This is a genomic window from Burkholderia sp. TSV86 (assembly GCF_001522865.1).
In the GTDB taxonomy this organism is placed as follows: Bacteria; Pseudomonadota; Gammaproteobacteria; order Burkholderiales; family Burkholderiaceae; genus Burkholderia.
Genome location: NZ_LOWB01000050.1, coordinates 1 through 16,888 on the forward strand (window position 1 = coordinate 1; position 16,888 = coordinate 16,888).

A 16,888-nucleotide genomic window follows, 5' to 3' on the forward strand; every position below is an offset into this window, starting at 1 on the left:
AGGTGACGCGCGGTTGCATCAACGTGACTTCGGACGTGTATGACGCGCTCGTGAACTGCTGCTCGACCGGGCAGTTGATTATTCAGGACTGAGTTGAGGATGCCGTGTGGCTGCGTATTACAACGAGCACGACCCATACGCCGCGCAGTGGCTGCGCAACCTGATCGCCGCCGGGCACATCGCACCAGGCGACGTGGATGAAAGGAGCATTGAGGATGTCCAACCTGATGACCTGCGAGCCTACGACCAGTGCCACTTCTTCGCCGGAATCGGCGTCTGGTCGTATTCCCTTCGGCGCGCCGGATGGCCTGATGATCGACCTGTTTGGACCGGTTCCTGTCCGTGCCAACCTTTCTCCGCGGCAGGCAAAGGAACTGGGTTTGATGACGAGCGGCACCTGTGGCCTGCGTGGTACTGGCTCATCGGCGAGTGCCGCCCTCCAGTCATCTTTGGAGAGCAGGTTGCGAGCTCGGCTGTCGATCCTTGGATCGACCTTGTACACGCTGACCTGGAAGCCGTGGACTACACCTACGGGTGTGAGCCGTTCCCGTCTGCGGGCGTCGGTGCGCCGCACATCAGAGATCGAGCTTTCTGGATGGCCTACGCCGACTACGCGCGATCACAAGGACGGCGCGGAATGCGCGAACGTGCCGCTGAACGCGCTGCTCGGGCGCGTGGCGTGGTTGGCCGGCTGGCCGACACCGACCGCAGCGCTTGCGGACAAGGGTGTGCGCTCAACGGAGGGCGGGATTCGCGAGGCGATGCGGTCGCACGGCCCGGATCTGGCAGCTATGGCTTGCCTGACGGCTTCGAGCGAATCGAGCCAGCCGGCCCGACTAACGGCTTCTGGCGAGCTGCTGACTGGCTCCTCTGCCGGGATGGAAAGTGGCGGCCAGTTGAACCCGGCACATTCCCGCTGGTTGATGGGTCTGCCGGTGGCGTGGGACGAGTGCGCGCCGATCAAGAACGCATCGCCGCGCTTCGTCCACGGAAGGACCAAGGCAGCCGAACCGGCCGACTCCGAGGGTACGGCAACGCGATCAACGCCGAAGCGGCGACGCAATTCATCCTCGCAGCTGACGAAATCCTGACCACCTGAGGACACCACCATGAACGACCAACAACATAGCCGCGCTGATGCGCTGACTGTTCCTCGCGAACTGCTGCTAGACCTGATCGACGACGTGCAAAGTTTCGCAGATCAAATCCCGTGCCGAGAACGCGAGAAGGCATTCCGCGCGGATTTGCTTGCACGTGCCCGCGCCCTCGCCGCATCCCCTGTCGGACAGCCCGCAGCAGCGCTGATCGAGGAGACGATTCGCTTCTGTCCCGAGTGCGGCCGTCTCGGCGATATTCCGGCCGGCTTCGAAGCGTGCTGCCCTGACTGGTCGCAGGCGCGCGTCGTGCCGAAGCGCTTCGCGGAACTGTGCGCCGAGACGTTCAGGCTCTGCGTGAGCCAGCCCTTTCCGCAGTCGGCAGCAGCGCCGACCGACCAAATTGCGCACGACCGCAAAATGGTAGCGCCGGCCGACGAGCGGGCGGCGTTCGAAAAAGTATTTCCGATGCCTGCCGACTGCCAGCGCATCGGAAGCGGCCGAACGGCTGGATACGCGCCCACAGAATACGGCGCATGGGACGCGCACGACTTCATTCGCAGGTGGGAAGGCTGGCAAGCCCGCGCGGCAGCATTGCCCGCTGCGGATGCGGTGGCGTGGATCAGCGTAGATGATTGTCTGCCCGATGACGAAACCGATGTGCTCGTGCGGAAAATACGCGGCTCCGCCGTCTATTACGACATCGCAGGTATCTTCCACGGCACTTGGAAGTCCCAGGTCACAGAAGATCGCTGCGAACACGAGGTGACGCACTGGCGTCCGATCGATGTCGCCCCGCAATCCGATCGGACAGTGCCCGCTGTGGAGGGAACGGTAAATACAGGCGACCGCCTGACCGACATGAAGGCCAATGACATCATTCAACGTGATGGCTACAAGATGACTGGCGCGGTACTTTGCCTCGAAGATGGCTCGCGATGCATCGTTGAACTGGGAGCCGTTCGCTGGCTGACGAGAGATGAATCGTGGGCACTTATGCACCCCCGCACCGCCCCGCAACCCTCGCAGGCCGACGCACCGGCAGAGGCGCGCGAGCCTAACGAGACGGAACAGAGAATCGCGGCGGTCTGCTATCACTGGATTGCCGAGCGGATCGGCACGAAAGACGGCTACTCGGTGCAGGAGCATGTCGACCTGAAGCACGACCTTGAGCGCGCTTTGGCGAATCATGCAGCCGACCTGTCGGCGCAGCAGCCGAGCGGCGAGGTGACGGCCGACGAACTGTACGACATGTCGGAAAAATATCTAGTCCGCATCCAGACGGAGCGGGGTGACGGCCACGTGCATGCCGCTTTTCATTCAAGTGTAGTCCTGGCAATGCTTGATGCGATCGCGCTTTATAAAAAGCGCCTGGGAGACTCCCCTGATGCTCTCGATGCATCCAAGCAGCAACATAACATCGAGGCGATGGACGATGACAAGCGCGACGCCGAACGGTATCGCTATCTGCGTACACGTCCGGAATCGGTAGAACCCGGCCGCATTGACGTTGTGTATTGGAGCGCACTGGATGAATCCGCGAATGAGGGTGAGGCGTTACGCGGCGATGCGCTGGATGCCGCCATCGACGCCGCCCGCGCAGGAGACAAGCAATGAGCAGAAGTGGATATAGCGATGATTGTGATGGTTGGGATTTGATCCGTTGGCGTGGTGCTGTTGCCTCGGCGATCAAAGGTGCGCGTGGGCAAGCATTCCTGCGCGAACTCGCCGATGCACTTGACGCCATGCCAGAGAAGCGACTTATTGCCAACGAACTTCAGACTGCTGACGGCGAGTTTTGCACCATCGGCGTGCTTGGTCACGCACGAGGTATCGATATGTCGAAGTTAGATCCCGACGATCGCGATTCGGTCAGCGCGGCTTTTGGCATCGCGCCTGCGCTCGCCGCCGAGATCGTCTTTGAAAACGATGAAGCCTGTTGGTATGACGAGACGCCAGAAGCCCGGTGGCATCGCATGCGCAACTGGGTCAAATCGAATTTGAAAGGTGTCGATCATGAGTGAGCCGATTCTGTTACCTGAGGATCAATTCGAAATCGCCCGTCGATCCGTCCAAGGGAAAATGAAATGAGCGATTACCTTACCGCCCAAGAACTCGCCGACCTGGTTGGTTGTAAGTCCAACCAACGCACCGCCATGCGGAAATGGCTGACTGATAATCACTGGCGTTATGTCATCGACACCCACGGGCTCCCGAAGGTCGCGCGTGCGTACCGTGACCGGAAACTCGGACTCACAGCCGAATCGAACGCAGACAAGTATGACGCGGGTCCGAATCTCCAAGCCTTCGCCTAAAAGTGAGCCGACCGGCATTGACCGGCTCTACAAGCGTGTCGGCATTCGGAAAATCTCGTTTTACTACAAATTTCCGGATAACCGAGAAGAGACACTCGCGTCTGCACCGAGCCGTGATCGTGCGGCCGTCGCCGCGGCCGAGCGCATCGCGAAACGACAAGCGCTCGATATTCAAGCCGGCCAAGTCATCGTTGGTTCAGTTGCCGACGCGATCGAGCGGTTTGAAGAGGAGGTTGATCAGAACCATTTTCTCGCACAGGGTGTCGATGCCAAGGCAGTTCGAAAGTCCACCTATAGGCGTCTGACACAGTTCTTCGGCAGAATGGACCCGAAGCGGCTCGAAATGATCCATGGCTACCAGTATCTCGATGCGAGAGCGAAGGCCGGCGCCCCCGCTGGTGCGAACAAAGATATGGCCCTCATGTCAACGATGTGCAGATACTGGATCAAATGGGGCGTGATTCGCGCGAACCCGTTCATCGGCCTGATGCTAAACGAAACGGATCGCGACGTGCGCACGATCGAGCGCCGTCAGGTGCTCAAGTTCTACCTGTGGTCGCTCAAGCAGCAACAGGCATATCGCACGATGGGCATCGCGGCAATGTTCTGCTACCTAACGGGTTACCGCGCCGCAGAAGTGCGGCCGTACCACATGAGCGGATTGACGGACGAGGGCGTGCGCGTGGTGGGCGCTAAGCGGAAAAAGGGAGAAGCTCCAACGGTCAAGCTGCGGCTATGGTCGCCGCGGCTGCGCACAGTTGTGGAACGGGCCAAACGCGGCCGCAAGGTGTCGAGCGTGTTTCTATTTCCGAACCGCAAGGGGCGGATGTATTCGAAGAGTGGATGGGCGTCGGTCTGGCAGGACGCCATGTATGCCTACATCGGCGCGCGTGATCCAGCGATCGCCTCCGAATGGGAGGCGAAAAAGGTGCGCGAAAAAGCGCAGCGCGCGGGCGCCCCAGCAGCCGCTGTTCCACTCAAATTGACTGAGCACCCGGATTACTTCGCGCTTTCGGATGCCCGGCCCGCAGCGATTACTTCTAAACTCGAAAATCGAGAGGCCGATGCCTACGATTTTGCGGCGCATGCGAGCCCGGCGACGACACACCGGAACTACGATCGTCGCAAGGTAAAGAAGGCCAGCGCGACGGAGTAAAATTTCAGAATGGCATCGCGCAAACCCTTACGCAGCAAGGGCCAAGTTTCGGAGAATATTCTGAAATCAGAAATATAATCGATTGATTTTCATGGGGAAATCGCCGTTAGCGAACCCGATTGTGATTCCTGTTGTCGTGGGTTCGAGTCCCATCAGCCACCCCAACAAATTCAACGGCTTGCAACGCAAATTCAGTTCAGCGTTACAAGTTTTGGAAGATCAAATTCCAAAAGCTGGAAGATGATTTAAAAAAGCCCGCCACCTGAGCGGGCTTTTTTATGTCCTGGCGCGTTGCCCGCATTCGCTACGCCGCGCCGGAGCCCCGGCATCGAGTAGCGGCCGCGTCGAAAAGCCATCTCAATCGAATCACCGAATGCGATGCCGGAGCAATACGGTCCGCGCATCCGCCAATGCAAACAGCAGCCGGCCGTGCAGCCATCAGCGATCGCCGCCCGTTCGGCGATCAATCGTATGCGTCGGACAGATAAGCGCTGCCGTCGTCGGTGATGTCCGCCCTGTCGGGGCCGCTCAAATAAGCGAATCCGTCGTTCAGCAGTTCCTCGAGCGCGGGCCGGAAGGCCGCCGGCAGCGGCCGGCCGGAGCCGAACTGATCGATCCATTTCAGTGCTTCGATCGCCTCGGGACTCAGGATGGGAAACATAGGCCGCCTCCGCCAAGTTCGCCTCATCCTAGCACTCCACAAACGCCGGGAAAACAGCGGAAACCATGCTTCGGCGGCCCGGCAGCGGCCATTGGAAAATCTCGCCCGACGCGCAGCCGAGCCGATTTCCGCGTCGTTCAGAGGCGCGCGATCGACACTTCCGTCGACTTGACGAGCGCCACCACCTCGGTGCCCACCTTCAGTTCCAGTTCGTCGACCGAGCGCGTCGTGATGACCGACGTGACGATGCCGAACGGCGTATCGACATCGACCTCGGATACGACCGGCCCCCGAATGATTTCCTTCACTTTGCCGCGGAATTGATTACGCACGTTGATTGCGGTAATGCTCATCGAGTATTGCTCCGAAAGATTCGTTTGATGGAGAACGGGCTTCGTTCATCTGTGACACGCTCGCGCCCGATGGGCCGCGCCGCCGTCATACCGCCCAGCGCAGGCTGCCCGCCGCGCGCACGGCAGCGCCGCCGCTCGGATCGGGCAGCGTCGTTGCCTGCGGCCCGGCAGTGGTGTCGCCACCCGTCAGTACGCGCTGCAGCACGCGCTCCTCGAGCGCGACGAAGGCGGCCGACGCGCGTGCGCGCGGCCGTGCAAGCGGCACTCGCTGATCAAGCGCGACCCTGCCCGCCTCGATCAGCAAAACCCGGTCGGCAAGCGCTACCGCCTCCTGCACGTCGTGCGTGACGAGCAGCGCGGTGAAGCGATGCTCGCGCCACAAGCGCTCGATGAGCGCATGCATCTCGATGCGCGTGAGTGCGTCGAGCGCGCCGAGCGGCTCGTCGAGCAGCAGCAGTTGCGGCCGGTGCACGAGCGCGCGCGCGAGCGCGACACGCTGCCGCTGACCGCCCGACAACTGCGCCGGCCAATCGTTTGCGCGCGCGAGCAGCCCGACTTCGTCGAGCACCGCGCGCGCCTCGTCCTTCGCGCGCCGGCCAAGGCCGAGCATCACGTTCTGCAGCACGGTTTTCCAGGGCAGCAGGCGCGCGTCCTGATACATGATTCGCGTATCCAGCGCGTGCTCCGCGCCGCGCCGGCCACGCTTGACGAGCGTGCCGGCGCTCGGCGCCTCGAGTTCCGCGACGAGCCGCAACAACGTCGATTTCCCGCAGCCGCTACGGCCCACGATCGCGACAAACTCACCGTGCTCGATCGACAAATCGATGTCCGACAGCACGGCCCGTTCGCCGTACCGCTTGCCTACGCGCCGCAATTGCACCGCCGCGGCATCGGCTGCGCGGCTGCCGTCACGGCCGGCCCGCGACAGTCCGCCGCTGGCCGCGGGCGGCCGCGCGTGCGCACCGCCGTCCCGCTCACGCATCGCGGCATCCTGCGCCTCGCCGTCGGCGGTGCGCGGCTGGGCGAGTTCGGCCTCGAGATCCGCGCCCGCGATCGGGCCATACGACGCAGCCAGCGTGGTTGCACTCATGCTCGAACTCCCGGTTGATACGCGGGGTGCCAGCGCAGCAGCGCGCGCTCGAGCCACTTCGCGAACACGTCGGCGAGCTTGCCGAGCGCCGCGTACAGCAGGATGCCGACCAGCACCACATCGGTTTGCAAGAATTCGCGCGCGTTCATCGTCATGTAGCCGATGCCCGATTGCGCGGAGATCGTTTCGGCGACGATCAGCATCACCCACATCAGCCCGAGCGCGAAGCGCACGCCGACAAGAATCGACGGCAGCGCCCCCGGCAGGATCACATCGCGATAGAGCGCGAAGCCCTTCACGCCGTAGCTTTTTGCCATCTCGACGAGGCCCGGATCGACCGAGCGGATTCCGTGATACGTGTTGATATAAACCGGGAAGAACACGCCGAGCGCGACGAGAAAAAGTTTCGCCTTCTCGTCGATGCCGAACCACAGGATCACGAGCGGAATCGTCGCAAGCGCGGGAATATTGCGGATCATCTGGATCGTCGAATCGAGCGCGATCTCGGCCGGCTTCGACAATCCGGTCGCCAGCCCGAGCGCGAGCCCGACTCCGCCGCCCATCGCAAAGCCGACGAGCGCGCGCCACGTACTGACCTTCACGTTCGCCCACATATCGCCCGATTCGACAAGCGCCCACGCAGCGCGCACGACGGCGAGCGGCTCGGGCAGCACGCGGTTCGACAGCGCGCCCGAGCGCGCGGCGAATTCCCACGCCAGCACCAGCAGAAGCGGCACGAGCCACGGCGCGACCGCGCGTGCGGCTTGGCCGGCGTGGCGCACCGCGAAACTTGGCGGCGAACGCAGCGAGGATGCCATCTCGATGCCCCCCCCCGCGTCAGCTCGCGCTCGCCTTCGGCAAATATTGATTGCCGACGACTTCGCCGAACGGCCCGGATAGCGGCCCCGTGCGACGCGCTGCGCCGTCGCCCTTGACGAGCGGGAACACAAGTTCGGCAAAGCGGTACGACTCCTCCAGGTGAGGATAGCCGGACAGGATGAACGTCTCGATGCCGAGCGACGCGTATTCGCGCATCCGCGCGGCGACCTGCTCGGGATTGCCGACGAGCGCCGTGCCGGCTCCACCGCGCACGAGACCGACCCCCGCCCACAGGTTCGGATACACCTCAAGCTCCTGCCGCGAACCGCGTTTGCCGCCGTGCAGCGCAGCCATCCGGCGCTGCCCTTCGGAATCCATTTTGGAAAACGCCTGCTGCGCGCGGGCGATCGTGTCATCGTCGAGCCGGCTGATCAGGCGCTCCGCATCGCGCCACGCTTCGCCCTCGGTCTCGCGCACGATCACGTGCAGCCGAATCCCGAATTTGATCTGACGACCCCGCTCGGCCGCGCGCGCGCGAATATCGGCGATCTTCGCTGCGACCGCGTCGGGCGGCTCGCCCCAGGTCAGGTACGTATCGATGTGATCGGCCGCGATCTGGTGCGCAGCCGGCGACGAACCGCCGAACCACAGCGGCGGATGCGGGTGCTGAACGGGCGGATACAGCAGCTTGCCGCCCTTGGACTGCAAATGCTTGCCTGCGAAATCCACGCTGCCGTTCTCGTGCGATTCGGTAAGCAGCTTGCGCCAGATATGCAGGAAATCGTCGGTTATCGCGTAACGCGTGTCGTGATCGACGAACAGACCGTCGCCTTCGAGTTCAGCCGCGTCGCCACCCGCCACGACGTTGATCAGAAGACGCCCGTCGGACAAACGGTCGAAGGTCGATGCCATCCGCGCGGAAAGCCCCGGCGACGACAGCCCCGGCCGGATCGCGACGAGGAACTTCAAGCGCTTGGTCTGCGCGATCAGGCTCGAGGCGACCACCCACGCATCCTCGCACGAGCGGCCGGTCGGCAGCAGCACGCCATCGTAACCGAGCGTGTCGGCCGCAACCGCCACCTGCCGGAAGTAATCGTAGTCCGCCGCGCGCGCGCCTTCGGCCGTGCCGAGATAGCGGCTGTCGCCATGCGTGGGGATGAACCAAAACACATTCATGCAATGCTCCTGCCTGACTGATCGTGCAAAAAGGTCGATGTCGACGGCTGCGCACCGCCGCGTGCAACGCGCGGCGCTGGCGAATGAGCGGAACAGCCGCCTCGAGCGGCGCGCTGCGTGCGGCAGGCGCGCAAGCCGGCCCAGCCGACTCCGGGAAATCAGTCTAGGGAGCGCGATATCGTTTAGGAACGATTTTTTTGAGCTTAGGTTTTCCGCTTTCGTGCTTAGCGTGCTGCTGCAACGAATGTCGGCGCATACGCGTCTATATAATGGCGGGCAATGAACAACCCGGCGCGCGCCCGACGGCGCCGCGCCCTTCCGTGGCGCTCCTGATGCAGAAAATAATCCTGCCGTTTCTGTCCGGTTTTCTCGCCGCCTTCTTCTTTCGCGAAGCGACTCTCACGCTTCTGCACACTGCCGGCCTCATCGACGCGACCGGTTTCTCGACCGTGCCGTTCGCACCGCTCGGCATTCCTGAATTCGTCGCGAACGCGATCATGAGCGCATGCTGGGCGATCCTGATGGCTTGGCTGCTGCGCATATCGCCCGAACGCTCGGCGCCTTGGGTGCCGTCGCTCGTGTTTGGCGGCGTCGCGCTCACCGCCGCGCGCGTTTTCGCCATCGATCCGCTGCGCGGCATTTGGCCGGCCGGCAACATGCTGCCGCCGCTGGCCGTCGGCTTCGTGACAAACGCGATCTGGGGCTGGGGCGCGCTCGTATTCATGCGCGCCTTCATGTCGGACCGCGACGCCGCATGAGGCGGCCCGGCCGCGATGTGAGCGCGGCGTGAGACCGGCATCGAGCCATCGCGCCGGCGATATCGGCAATCCGGAATGCTCGCGCGTCAATCGCGCAGCGCCTTCAACGGATGCGCATCGGCTGCCCACGGGCTGTCGAACATGTGCGCGACTTCCTGCACCGGCACATCGGCGATCGTCGAATAGCGCCACTTCGGCGCATGGTCCTTGTCGACGATGACCGCGCGCACGCCTTCGATCACGTCGCCGCGCGCAAACGTCGAGCGCGTCAAATCCAGATCACGCCGCAGGCAATCGGCCATCGTCGCGCCGCGCGCGCGCTCGACGACCTCGAGCGACACGGCCATCGACAGCGGCGACAGCGGGCCGCGCATCGCGTCGCGAACGCGATCGACCCACGCGGCGCGCACCGCGCTGTCGCGTTCGCTGTCGAGCGACGCGGCAATCGCGGCGATGTCCGGTTCGGCGAAATGCCGGTCGATCGACGCGTGCGCGGCGCCAAGCGCTGATGCGCCGGGCGCCGGCGCAGGCGTGTGCCGCGCCGCTTCGGCCGCCACGCGCGCCGTCACCGCCGCGCCGTCGTCAAACCACTCGGTGCGCAGCATATCGAGCAACGCGGGCAACGCCGCGTCCGGCAGATACGCATCCGCAAGCCCCGCATACAACGCGCCCGCCGCGTCGAGCGTCGCGCCCGTGACTGCCAGATAACGGCCGAGCGCACCCGGCGTGCGCGCCAGAAACCAGCTCATGCCGACATCGGGAAAAAGCCCGATCCGTGTTTCCGGCATCGCCATCTTCGTCGAATCGGTCACGACGCGCAGCCCGCCCGTGCGCTGCGCAGCCTGCGAAATTCCCATGCCGCCGCCCATCACGACGCCGTGCATCAGCGCGATATACGGCTTCGGATAAGTGAAGATCGCATGGTTCAGCGTGTACTCGTCGATGAAGAACGTATCGATCGCTTGCCGGTCGCCGCGCTGGTGCGCATCGTAGAAGAAGCGCACGTCCCCGCCCGCGCAGAACGCGCGCGGATGCGGGCTGTGGATCACGACCGCGAGCACGCCCGGATCGTCGCGCCACGCGTCGAGCGCGCGATGCAACGTGCGGATCATTCCGGTCGACAGCGCATTGAGCGCCTGCGGCCGGTGCAGCTCGAGAAAACCGATGCGGTTCGCCACCTGGGCGCGCACGTCGGCCCCGGACGAATCAGAATAAGAAGCGTTCATATCCGCGCCAAGAAGTACGGGCAGGCGCCGTCAATGCGCCTGCATATTGGAAAAGAGATTGAGCACCGCGACGCCCGAGATGATCAGCCCGAGCCCGATGATCGCGGGCCAGTCCGGCACCTGCCGATAGAGCACGAGCGCGACGAGCGTGATCAGCACGATGCCCGCGCCCGACCAGATCGCATAGACGATACCGACCGGCATGCTCTTCAACGTCATCGACAGACAATAGAACGCGATGCCGTACCCCGTTGCGACGATCAATGTCGGGCCGAGCTTCGTGAAGCCGTCGGCGGCGCGCAACGCCGACGTGCCGATCACCTCGGCGACGATCGCGATCACGAGCCATGCGTAACCGGGCACTCGCATCGCGTCAGGCTTTCGGCAGCGCCAATGCGTCGTATGCATGGCCGAGCTGCGCACACAACGCCTCGACGACGAGTTCGTGATCGGCGCGCTGCGGCAACCCCGACACGGTCACCGAGCCGATCACGCCCGCACTCGCGACAGTCAGAGGAAACGCGCCGCCATGCGACGCGTATTCGGTCGCGGGCAGGCCGTGCTTATCGGCAAGCGTCGTTCCCGCCTGCTGCATGCGCAGGCCGAGTGCGTATGAACTGCGCCGGAAGTGCGCGACGGTATTGCTCTTGCGGCGCGTCCAATCGACGTTGTCGGGCGTCGCGCCGTCGAGCGACGCGAAGAACAGCGGCTGGCCGAACGTGCGCACGTCGATGGCAACCGCGTGGCCGCGCGCATGCGCAAGCTCGCGCAACCGCGCACCGAGCGCCCATGCCTGCGCGGCATCGAATTGCGGGAACACGAGCGCCTTTTCCTGCGCGGCGATCGACTGTAGATCGAGAGCGATATCCATGAAACGTGCGTGCATCCGAAAGCGGAAACGAAAAACAGAAAGAGCCGACTGCGCGCATCGTCGGCATGCAGCCCGCGCAGCGGTGAGAACCGCTCGATTCTAGCTCAGCGTCCGGCGGCAGCCGATCCCGAACACCGCGCGCGAAAGAAAATCGTCGAAAAGGAATTGCATTGCCCCGAAAAGCTCTTTATAATCTTATTTTTCGTCGGACGCGGGGTGGAGCAGTCTGGCAGCTCGTCGGGCTCATAACCCGAAGGTCGTAGGTTCAAATCCTACCCCCGCAACCATACCGAGTATCCGTCAAACTCTCGGCCTTTCTTCCGGCCAGTCGGACTCGGTGTGGACATCGGTCGCATCGGCTTTTTCGACCTGATCTCATCATTTCCCTTCCCCTCGCCGCTTTTGCATCTGCGCCATGTGTTGCGGTATTGCTTTGCATGGGCTCGTCTAGCTGAATCCGCACGAAATGTCGCGCAGCAAGCCCGGCAGTTCGGCCACAATCCGCGGTTGATTGACTGACAAATCCCCCGAGGCAGCCACACTCGCATGCGCCGCATGCACATGCCGCTGTAATCAATCAAGCCATCGAACGATCTCGGCCACGGTGTCGAAGCCCCACCGATACGGAGCGGCAACGTAAAGGCCACCTCCACCGCCGATAAGCGCGGGTTCGTCACCAAGCGCAATCCAGTTCCCAGGTGCCAGTTCCCAGGTGCCAGGTCAAACCTGGCCGTCTCCAGAATAATAAGTCAAGATCATATCCATAATTCATCAATTCCAAGCAAAATAAATAAAAAAATAAAAAAATAAAAAATCAATCACCAAAAACCAAAAAAAATCACAAAAAAGCAAAACAAAAATCGACCCATCAAATTTAAATTCAAGAAAATAAAATTTTTTCCGCAACTCAATTTTTTCCTGCCTTCCCGCTCCTACAATATCGACAAGCCCAAATCAAATTGATCCAAAGGAAATATGCTGACCCCGCTTCCCGATATAACCAAATTACCAGATTAACAAAATGCCAGGAAAAAGAATTCTCACCATTCAATATTCGCAAAGCGGCCAATTAACCGAAGTTGCGAATAATTTCATGCAACCACTCGAATCAGCCAGCGAAATTACGATTCGCAACCTAATATTAAAGCCTATTCCCGCTTATTCGTTTCCGTGGTCACTCTGGCAATTTCTGAATATTCTTCCTGAAACAGTCAGGCTCGTTCCTCCAGCGCTCGAGCCATTCCAACTCGACCACGAAAAGCCGTTCGATTTGATCGTTTTGTTTTATCAGGTCTGGTATCTCAGTCCTTCGCCACCGGTCACGGCATTTCTTAAAAGCGACGAGGGTCGGCGCTTATTAAAGGGACGCCCTGTCGTCACCGTCGTTGTCTGCCGAAATATGTGGCTCACTGCGCAGCAGACGGTGAAGCGGCTTCTGCAAGAAGCCGGCGCGCACCTGCGCGACAACGTCGCACTGACCGATCGGGCGCCGACATGGAAAACTTTGATCACCACTCCACGTTGGATGATGACAGGCAAACGCGGCCCGTGGCTGGGGCTGCCGCGAGCGGGCGTATCGCTTGCCGACGCCACCGGTGCCACACGCTTCGGCGATGCCATCAAACTTGCGTTGAAAAACGGCGACCTCGAGCGTCATACGAAGCCAATGCTGAGCGGACTCGGCGCCGTTACCGTCAACCCCTCGATCATCCTGAGCGAGCGCATCGCCTATCGGGGATTTCGCGTCTGGTCGGCCGCTATCATGCGAGCCGGAACAATCGGCCCTTGGGCAAGACACGCCATGCTGTTCGCTTTCGCGATCTGGCTCGTCGTCGCCATTCTATTCATTCTTCCTGTCTCTTCTTTCGTGCGTCAGATAATCCGCCTGTTCATGCGAGGTCGCCTCGACAGCATGCAACGCTACTACGAGCAGCCCTCTGGATCGAGTCGTCACCTTAACCAATCGAGGTAAACAATGAGTCTCCATCCCGCCTATATCACCCGCGTCTCCAGTTTTATGCCTGGCAACCCCATCGATAACGACCATATCGAAAAAGTACTCGGATACATCGGAGGTCAGCCGTCCCGTGCCCGCCCGATCATTCTGCGCAACAACGGCATCAAACAGCGCCATTATGTGTTGGATGCCGAAAGCGGCCTGCCGCAATACAGCAACGCCGATATCACCGTCGAAGCGATCAAAGGCTTATGTGACGATCGATTTTCCATCGATGAAATCGAATGCCTGTCGACCGGCACCACACTGCCCGACCAGCTCATGCCCAATCACGGAGTAATGGTTCATGGCCAGCTCGGCATGCCGGCATGCGAGGTAGTCGCGACTTCCGGCATTTGCGTCGCCGGCATGACGGCTTTGAAGTATGGCTATTTATCCGTCACGTCAGGCAACACGCGCAATGCTGTCACGGCCGCCTCCGAAGTACTATCCGTGCACTTGCACGCACGCAACTTCGAAAAGGAAAACGAAACGCTGCTCGACGAACTGCACCGGCGCCCCGAAATCGCATTCGAGAAAGAATTCCTGCGCTGGATGCTGTCCGATGGCGCGGGCGCGGTTCTGATCGAAAATCAGCCGCGCAAAAATTCGCTGTCGCTGAAAATCGATTGGATCGACATATTCTCGTACGCGCACGTATTGCCCACGTGCATGTATGCCGGCGCGGAGAAAAACGACGAAGGAAATATGGTCGGCTGGCGGAATTTCTCGCCTGAAGAGCAAGCATCGCGCTCCATTTTCGCAATCAAGCAGGATGTCCGATTGCTCAATGAAAACGTTGTTTCACACACGCTGAGCAAACCGCTGCAGACAGTCATCGCGAAGCGAGGCTTGTCCGCCCAAAACATCGATTGGTTCCTGCCCCACATGTCATCCGAATATTTCCGCAAGCCTATTTTCCAGGCACTCGATGAAATCGGCCTCCCTATTCCTGAAAAAAACTGGTTCACGAATCTCACGACCAAAGGAAATACTGGCGCCGCCTCTATTTACATCATGTTGGACGATTTACTCAAACGAGGAAATCTTGCCTCAGGCCAGCGAATCTTGTGCTTCGTACCGGAAAGCGGACGTTTCTCGAGTGCGTTTATGCATCTGACCGTGACTGAAGAATAGGATCATCTCCACACTCATCCAAACCGGCCTTTTAATTTTTCTTGCCAATAAAGGAAATGGAAAAATGGACGGCATTGCGCAAAAAATCAAAAATGTCACTGCCAAGCAACTGGGCCTCGACGCAGCAGATATTAAACTCACCGATTCTTTCACTCACGACTTGGGTGCCGACTCCCTCGATCGGGTGGAACTGTTCATGACGCTTGAGGAGGAGCTTGGCATTTCGATTCCCAATAGTGAGGCGGATAAACTCGAAACGCCGCAACAGGTCGTTGATTACATACGAGCCGTGACAAGCCGTGAATAACCTAAGCAGATAAGCACCTAGGCAGATAAGCGAAGCGCAGCTCGACACCGATTCGTTCAGAAAATGACGCGGCGCCCAGTGGATTGACCGGCATCGGAGAACTCAAGTTGAGAACTGCAACGTGTTCGAGTTGAAATTTCGCTTCCCGGAATGCCTTGTATCAAATCGATTCAGAAAAGACACACGGTCCAGAAATAGACTCAGAGAAAGCAATTTCGGGCGGCGCGCAATCGAGCCGCTTGCCCGAAATCACGCGCATCGCCCCTTCGAAGCGCGCGGCAGAATCTATCGTGTCGTTTGCGCGAGCGCGCTCAGCACGCCGTCGTTGTCCGCGCCCAGCGCAGGGCTCGGGCCATGTACCGCGCGCCCATTGTCGAAAAAGATCGGCAGGTTGAATGCCGGCTTGCCGCCGTCATCCAACACCATGCCGCGTGCACGCAGTTGCGCGTTGTCCAGCGCCTCGCCGAGCGTCAGAACCGGCGTCACGCACGCGTCGGCCGACTCAAGCAGATCGACCCACGCATCGCGCGGCCTCGTCAAGAACAGCAGCGTGAGCAGCCAGCGCAGCGGCGCGAGTATGCGGCGCGCATCGCGCGGATCGGTTGCTGCGTTGCCGAACGGCTGCAGCTTCGCGCGAGCGGCGGCCTGTGGATCGTCGGGCGCAGCGCTCGGCGCGCCGGCCGGCCGCGGCGCAAGCTTGCGCGCGACCATGCGGTTCACCCACCCCGGCAGCGCCGGCGCGATGCCCGTGAGCAACGCGCGGTAAAACTTCGGCTCCAGCGCGCCGATCGCGAGATGGCGCCCATCGCGGCATCGGTAGATGGCGTAGTTCGGCAGCGCGCCCGTGAAAATATCGTCGCCGCGCGGCAACGCCTCGCCGTGTTGACGCAAGGCGGCCAGCGCCATCACTTGCAGCGCGGCGGAGCCATCGGCCATCCCGACATCGACGAACGAACCCACACCCGACGCACGCGCACCGAACAGCGCCGCCAGGATGCCGATCGCGCACGTCAGCGAACCGCCGGCGAGATCGGCGATCTGCAGGTTCGACATCGTTGGCGGGCCGCCGTGCGTGCCGATCTGATCAAGCACACCGGCGATCGCCAAATAGTTCACGTCATGACCCGCCCGATCGCGGTAAGGCCCTGTCTGGCCATATCCGGTCAGTGCCGCATAGACGAGCCGGGGGTTGATCCGCTTCAACGTGTCGTAGCCGCAACCGAGCTTATCCATCACGCCCGGGCGGAACGATTCGAGCACGACGTCCGCATCGGCGGCCAGCGCCTTGAAACGCGCGACGTCGTCGGACTGCCGCAGATCGAGCGTGATCGAGCGCTTGCCGCGATTCACCTGCTCGAAAAGCTCGGCCGACGCGCGCGCGTAGTCGCCGCCAGGTTCCTCGATCTTGATCACGTCCGCGCCGAGCTGCGCCAGATACAGCGAACAGAACGGGCCCGGCAGCAAGCGCGACAAATCGAGCACGCGCACGCCGCGCAGCAGCGGATTGCCGCGGCAAGCCCCCATCGCCATCGTCGGATGGGAATCGGCGTTCGGCGGCGCGCTCAAAGCAGCGATTTCGTATCGAACAAGGTTTCGATCTGCTGAGCCAGCATGACGTCTCCCGACAGTTTCAGCTTGCCGCTCATCACGGCCATCGTGCCGTCGAGCTTGCCGTTCAGCAGATCGACCAGATCGTCGTCGGACAGGCGCAGCGTCAAATCGGCGTCGTCGGCCCGCCCTTCGACGGCTGAGCATTGGCCATCGCGGATGCGCAGATACGTCGGCTGCGAAATGTCGAACTGGATCGTCTTGTTGACGTGGTCGCCGCCGCGGTAGAGGGTCGGCAGTTGCTGAAGCGCGTCGACTGCATTCATGGTGTCTCCTGAAGAGTGATGAAACGCCGATAAGCGAGCGCGCGAATACGCAAGC

Annotated in this window: 20 protein-coding genes and 1 tRNA gene; 11 read left to right on the forward strand and 10 right to left on the reverse strand. The window is 61.5% G+C overall.

The window, feature by feature from the left end; all coding sequences use genetic code 11:
* Positions 1-193: 193 nt before the first annotated feature.
* The 5 genes from WS68_RS08360 (at position 194) to WS68_RS08380 (ending at position 4,565) form a co-directional block, all read left to right on the forward strand.
* Positions 194-1,099, forward strand: a complete 906-nt coding sequence (locus WS68_RS08360; RefSeq protein WP_231752976.1) for a DNA cytosine methyltransferase — start codon at positions 194-196, stop codon at positions 1,097-1,099.
* A 10-nt stretch (positions 1,100-1,109) separates the two neighbouring features.
* On the forward strand, positions 1,110-2,711 hold the full coding sequence (locus WS68_RS27370) for a DUF551 domain-containing protein (RefSeq protein WP_059570351.1): 1,602 nt from the start codon (positions 1,110-1,112) through the stop codon (positions 2,709-2,711).
* Positions 2,708-3,118 carry a hypothetical protein gene (locus WS68_RS08370; protein WP_059570352.1) on the forward strand — a complete coding sequence of 137 codons (411 nt, stop codon included), beginning with the start codon at positions 2,708-2,710 and terminating at the stop codon, positions 3,116-3,118. Before WS68_RS27370 ends, WS68_RS08370 begins: the two co-directional genes overlap by 4 nt.
* A gap of 63 nt (positions 3,119-3,181) precedes the next feature.
* A complete protein-coding gene (locus WS68_RS08375) occupies positions 3,182-3,409 on the forward strand; it encodes a DUF4224 domain-containing protein (RefSeq protein ID WP_059570353.1) in 228 nt (75 codons plus the stop codon).
* The gene (locus WS68_RS08380; protein ID WP_059570354.1) at positions 3,375-4,565 is read left to right on the forward strand and encodes a hypothetical protein; all 1,191 of its coding nucleotides are present in this window, start codon (positions 3,375-3,377) and stop codon (positions 4,563-4,565) included. The genes WS68_RS08375 and WS68_RS08380 overlap by 35 nt, the downstream gene beginning before the upstream one ends.
* 463 nt (positions 4,566-5,028) lie before the next feature.
* On the opposite strand, the gene WS68_RS08385 is transcribed toward WS68_RS08380, so the two are convergent.
* The 5 genes from WS68_RS08385 to ssuD form a co-directional block, all read right to left on the reverse strand.
* Positions 5,029-5,226, reverse strand: coding sequence for a hypothetical protein (locus tag WS68_RS08385; RefSeq protein WP_059570355.1), 198 nt, complete (start codon positions 5,224-5,226; stop codon positions 5,029-5,031).
* A 137-nt stretch (positions 5,227-5,363) separates the two neighbouring features.
* Positions 5,364-5,579: a TOBE domain-containing protein gene (locus WS68_RS08390; protein WP_059518648.1), complete on the reverse strand. Its 216-nt coding sequence runs from the start codon at positions 5,577-5,579 to the stop codon at positions 5,364-5,366.
* 85 nt (positions 5,580-5,664) lie between these two features.
* Positions 5,665-6,669 (reverse strand): ATP-binding cassette domain-containing protein, encoded by a 1,005-nt coding sequence (locus tag WS68_RS08395; protein WP_059570356.1) that lies wholly within the window; start codon positions 6,667-6,669, stop codon positions 5,665-5,667.
* Positions 6,666-7,487, reverse strand: coding sequence for an aliphatic sulfonate ABC transporter permease SsuC (gene ssuC, locus WS68_RS08400; protein WP_059570357.1), 822 nt, complete (start codon positions 7,485-7,487; stop codon positions 6,666-6,668). Before ssuC ends, WS68_RS08395 begins: the two co-directional genes overlap by 4 nt.
* A 19-nt stretch (positions 7,488-7,506) precedes the next feature.
* Entirely contained in the window at positions 7,507-8,664 is a 1,158-nt protein-coding gene (ssuD, locus tag WS68_RS08405) for an FMNH2-dependent alkanesulfonate monooxygenase (RefSeq protein WP_059570358.1), read from the reverse strand.
* 332 nt (positions 8,665-8,996) lie between these two features.
* Here ssuD and WS68_RS08410 point away from each other — a divergent pair, with 332 nt between their 5' ends.
* A complete protein-coding gene (locus tag WS68_RS08410) occupies positions 8,997-9,422 on the forward strand; it encodes a hypothetical protein (protein WP_059570379.1) in 426 nt (141 codons plus the stop codon).
* 86 nt (positions 9,423-9,508) lie between these two features.
* On the opposite strand, the gene WS68_RS08415 is transcribed toward WS68_RS08410, so the two are convergent.
* The 3 genes from WS68_RS08415 to WS68_RS08425 are packed head-to-tail and all read right to left on the reverse strand — an operon-like array spanning position 9,509 to position 11,519.
* On the reverse strand, positions 9,509-10,648 hold the full coding sequence (locus WS68_RS08415; protein WP_059570359.1) for an enoyl-CoA hydratase/isomerase family protein: 1,140 nt from the start codon (positions 10,646-10,648) through the stop codon (positions 9,509-9,511).
* A gap of 30 nt (positions 10,649-10,678) precedes the next feature.
* Positions 10,679-11,017: a DMT family transporter gene (locus tag WS68_RS08420; protein WP_059570360.1), complete on the reverse strand. Its 339-nt coding sequence runs from the start codon at positions 11,015-11,017 to the stop codon at positions 10,679-10,681.
* Positions 11,018-11,021: 4 nt separating this feature from the next.
* On the reverse strand, positions 11,022-11,519 hold the full coding sequence (locus tag WS68_RS08425) for a heme-degrading domain-containing protein (RefSeq protein WP_059570380.1): 498 nt from the start codon (positions 11,517-11,519) through the stop codon (positions 11,022-11,024).
* 210 nt (positions 11,520-11,729) lie between these two features.
* On the opposite strand from WS68_RS08425, the gene WS68_RS08430 reads away from it, so the two are divergent.
* From WS68_RS08430 to acpP, 5 genes are all read left to right on the forward strand, one after another.
* Positions 11,730-11,806 (forward strand) — tRNA-Met (locus tag WS68_RS08430).
* A 52-nt stretch (positions 11,807-11,858) separates the two neighbouring features.
* Positions 11,859-12,038 (forward strand): hypothetical protein, encoded by a 180-nt coding sequence (locus WS68_RS27375; protein ID WP_156429402.1) that lies wholly within the window; start codon positions 11,859-11,861, stop codon positions 12,036-12,038.
* Positions 12,039-12,612: 574 nt separating this feature from the next.
* The gene (locus WS68_RS08435) at positions 12,613-13,491 is read left to right on the forward strand and encodes a dialkylrecorsinol condensing enzyme (RefSeq protein ID WP_269434533.1); all 879 of its coding nucleotides are present in this window, start codon (positions 12,613-12,615) and stop codon (positions 13,489-13,491) included.
* A gap of 3 nt (positions 13,492-13,494) precedes the next feature.
* Positions 13,495-14,652, forward strand: a complete 1,158-nt coding sequence (locus tag WS68_RS08440; RefSeq protein ID WP_059570362.1) for a beta-ketoacyl-ACP synthase III — start codon at positions 13,495-13,497, stop codon at positions 14,650-14,652.
* Positions 14,653-14,716: 64 nt separating this feature from the next.
* Complete coding sequence (gene acpP / locus WS68_RS08445; RefSeq protein WP_059570363.1) at positions 14,717-14,959, forward strand: acyl carrier protein; 243 nt, start codon at positions 14,717-14,719, stop codon at positions 14,957-14,959.
* 285 nt (positions 14,960-15,244) lie between these two features.
* Here the strand turns inward: acpP and WS68_RS28785 are convergent, their stop codons facing one another.
* Both WS68_RS28785 and WS68_RS08455 read right to left on the reverse strand, forming a co-directional pair.
* On the reverse strand, positions 15,245-16,525 hold the full coding sequence (locus WS68_RS28785; protein ID WP_231752974.1) for a CaiB/BaiF CoA transferase family protein: 1,281 nt from the start codon (positions 16,523-16,525) through the stop codon (positions 15,245-15,247).
* Positions 16,522-16,833, reverse strand: a complete 312-nt coding sequence (locus WS68_RS08455; RefSeq protein WP_059570364.1) for an SCP2 sterol-binding domain-containing protein — start codon at positions 16,831-16,833, stop codon at positions 16,522-16,524. Before WS68_RS08455 ends, WS68_RS28785 begins: the two co-directional genes overlap by 4 nt.
* Positions 16,834-16,888: the final 55 nt, after the last annotated feature.

What these genes read in the sequence shown, in the direction of transcription:
- WS68_RS27370 (WP_059570351.1), top strand. Translation starts at nt 1,110, where the DNA reads ATGAACGACCAACAACATAGCCGCGCTGATGCGCTGACTGTTCCTCGC.
- WS68_RS08370 (WP_059570352.1), top strand. Translation starts at nt 2,708, where the DNA reads ATGAGCAGAAGTGGATATAGCGATGATTGTGATGGTTGGGATTTGATC.
- WS68_RS08375 (WP_059570353.1), top strand. Translation starts at nt 3,182, where the DNA reads ATGAGCGATTACCTTACCGCCCAAGAACTCGCCGACCTGGTTGGTTGT.
- WS68_RS08380 (WP_059570354.1), top strand. Translation starts at nt 3,375, where the DNA reads ATGACGCGGGTCCGAATCTCCAAGCCTTCGCCTAAAAGTGAGCCGACC.
- WS68_RS08385 (WP_059570355.1), bottom strand. Translation starts at nt 5,226, where the DNA reads ATGTTTCCCATCCTGAGTCCCGAGGCGATCGAAGCACTGAAATGGATC.
- WS68_RS08390 (WP_059518648.1), bottom strand. Translation starts at nt 5,579, where the DNA reads ATGAGCATTACCGCAATCAACGTGCGTAATCAATTCCGCGGCAAAGTG.
- WS68_RS08395 (WP_059570356.1), bottom strand. Translation starts at nt 6,669, where the DNA reads ATGAGTGCAACCACGCTGGCTGCGTCGTATGGCCCGATCGCGGGCGCG.
- ssuC (WP_059570357.1), bottom strand. Translation starts at nt 7,487, where the DNA reads ATGGCATCCTCGCTGCGTTCGCCGCCAAGTTTCGCGGTGCGCCACGCC.
- ssuD (WP_059570358.1), bottom strand. Translation starts at nt 8,664, where the DNA reads ATGAATGTGTTTTGGTTCATCCCCACGCATGGCGACAGCCGCTATCTC.
- WS68_RS08410 (WP_059570379.1), top strand. Translation starts at nt 8,997, where the DNA reads ATGCAGAAAATAATCCTGCCGTTTCTGTCCGGTTTTCTCGCCGCCTTC.
- WS68_RS08415 (WP_059570359.1), bottom strand. Translation starts at nt 10,648, where the DNA reads ATGAACGCTTCTTATTCTGATTCGTCCGGGGCCGACGTGCGCGCCCAG.
- WS68_RS08420 (WP_059570360.1), bottom strand. Translation starts at nt 11,017, where the DNA reads ATGCGAGTGCCCGGTTACGCATGGCTCGTGATCGCGATCGTCGCCGAG.
- WS68_RS08425 (WP_059570380.1), bottom strand. Translation starts at nt 11,519, where the DNA reads ATGGATATCGCTCTCGATCTACAGTCGATCGCCGCGCAGGAAAAGGCG.
- WS68_RS08435 (WP_269434533.1), top strand. Translation starts at nt 12,613, where the DNA reads ATGCAACCACTCGAATCAGCCAGCGAAATTACGATTCGCAACCTAATA.
- WS68_RS08440 (WP_059570362.1), top strand. Translation starts at nt 13,495, where the DNA reads ATGAGTCTCCATCCCGCCTATATCACCCGCGTCTCCAGTTTTATGCCT.
- acpP (WP_059570363.1), top strand. Translation starts at nt 14,717, where the DNA reads ATGGACGGCATTGCGCAAAAAATCAAAAATGTCACTGCCAAGCAACTG.
- WS68_RS08455 (WP_059570364.1), bottom strand. Translation starts at nt 16,833, where the DNA reads ATGAATGCAGTCGACGCGCTTCAGCAACTGCCGACCCTCTACCGCGGC.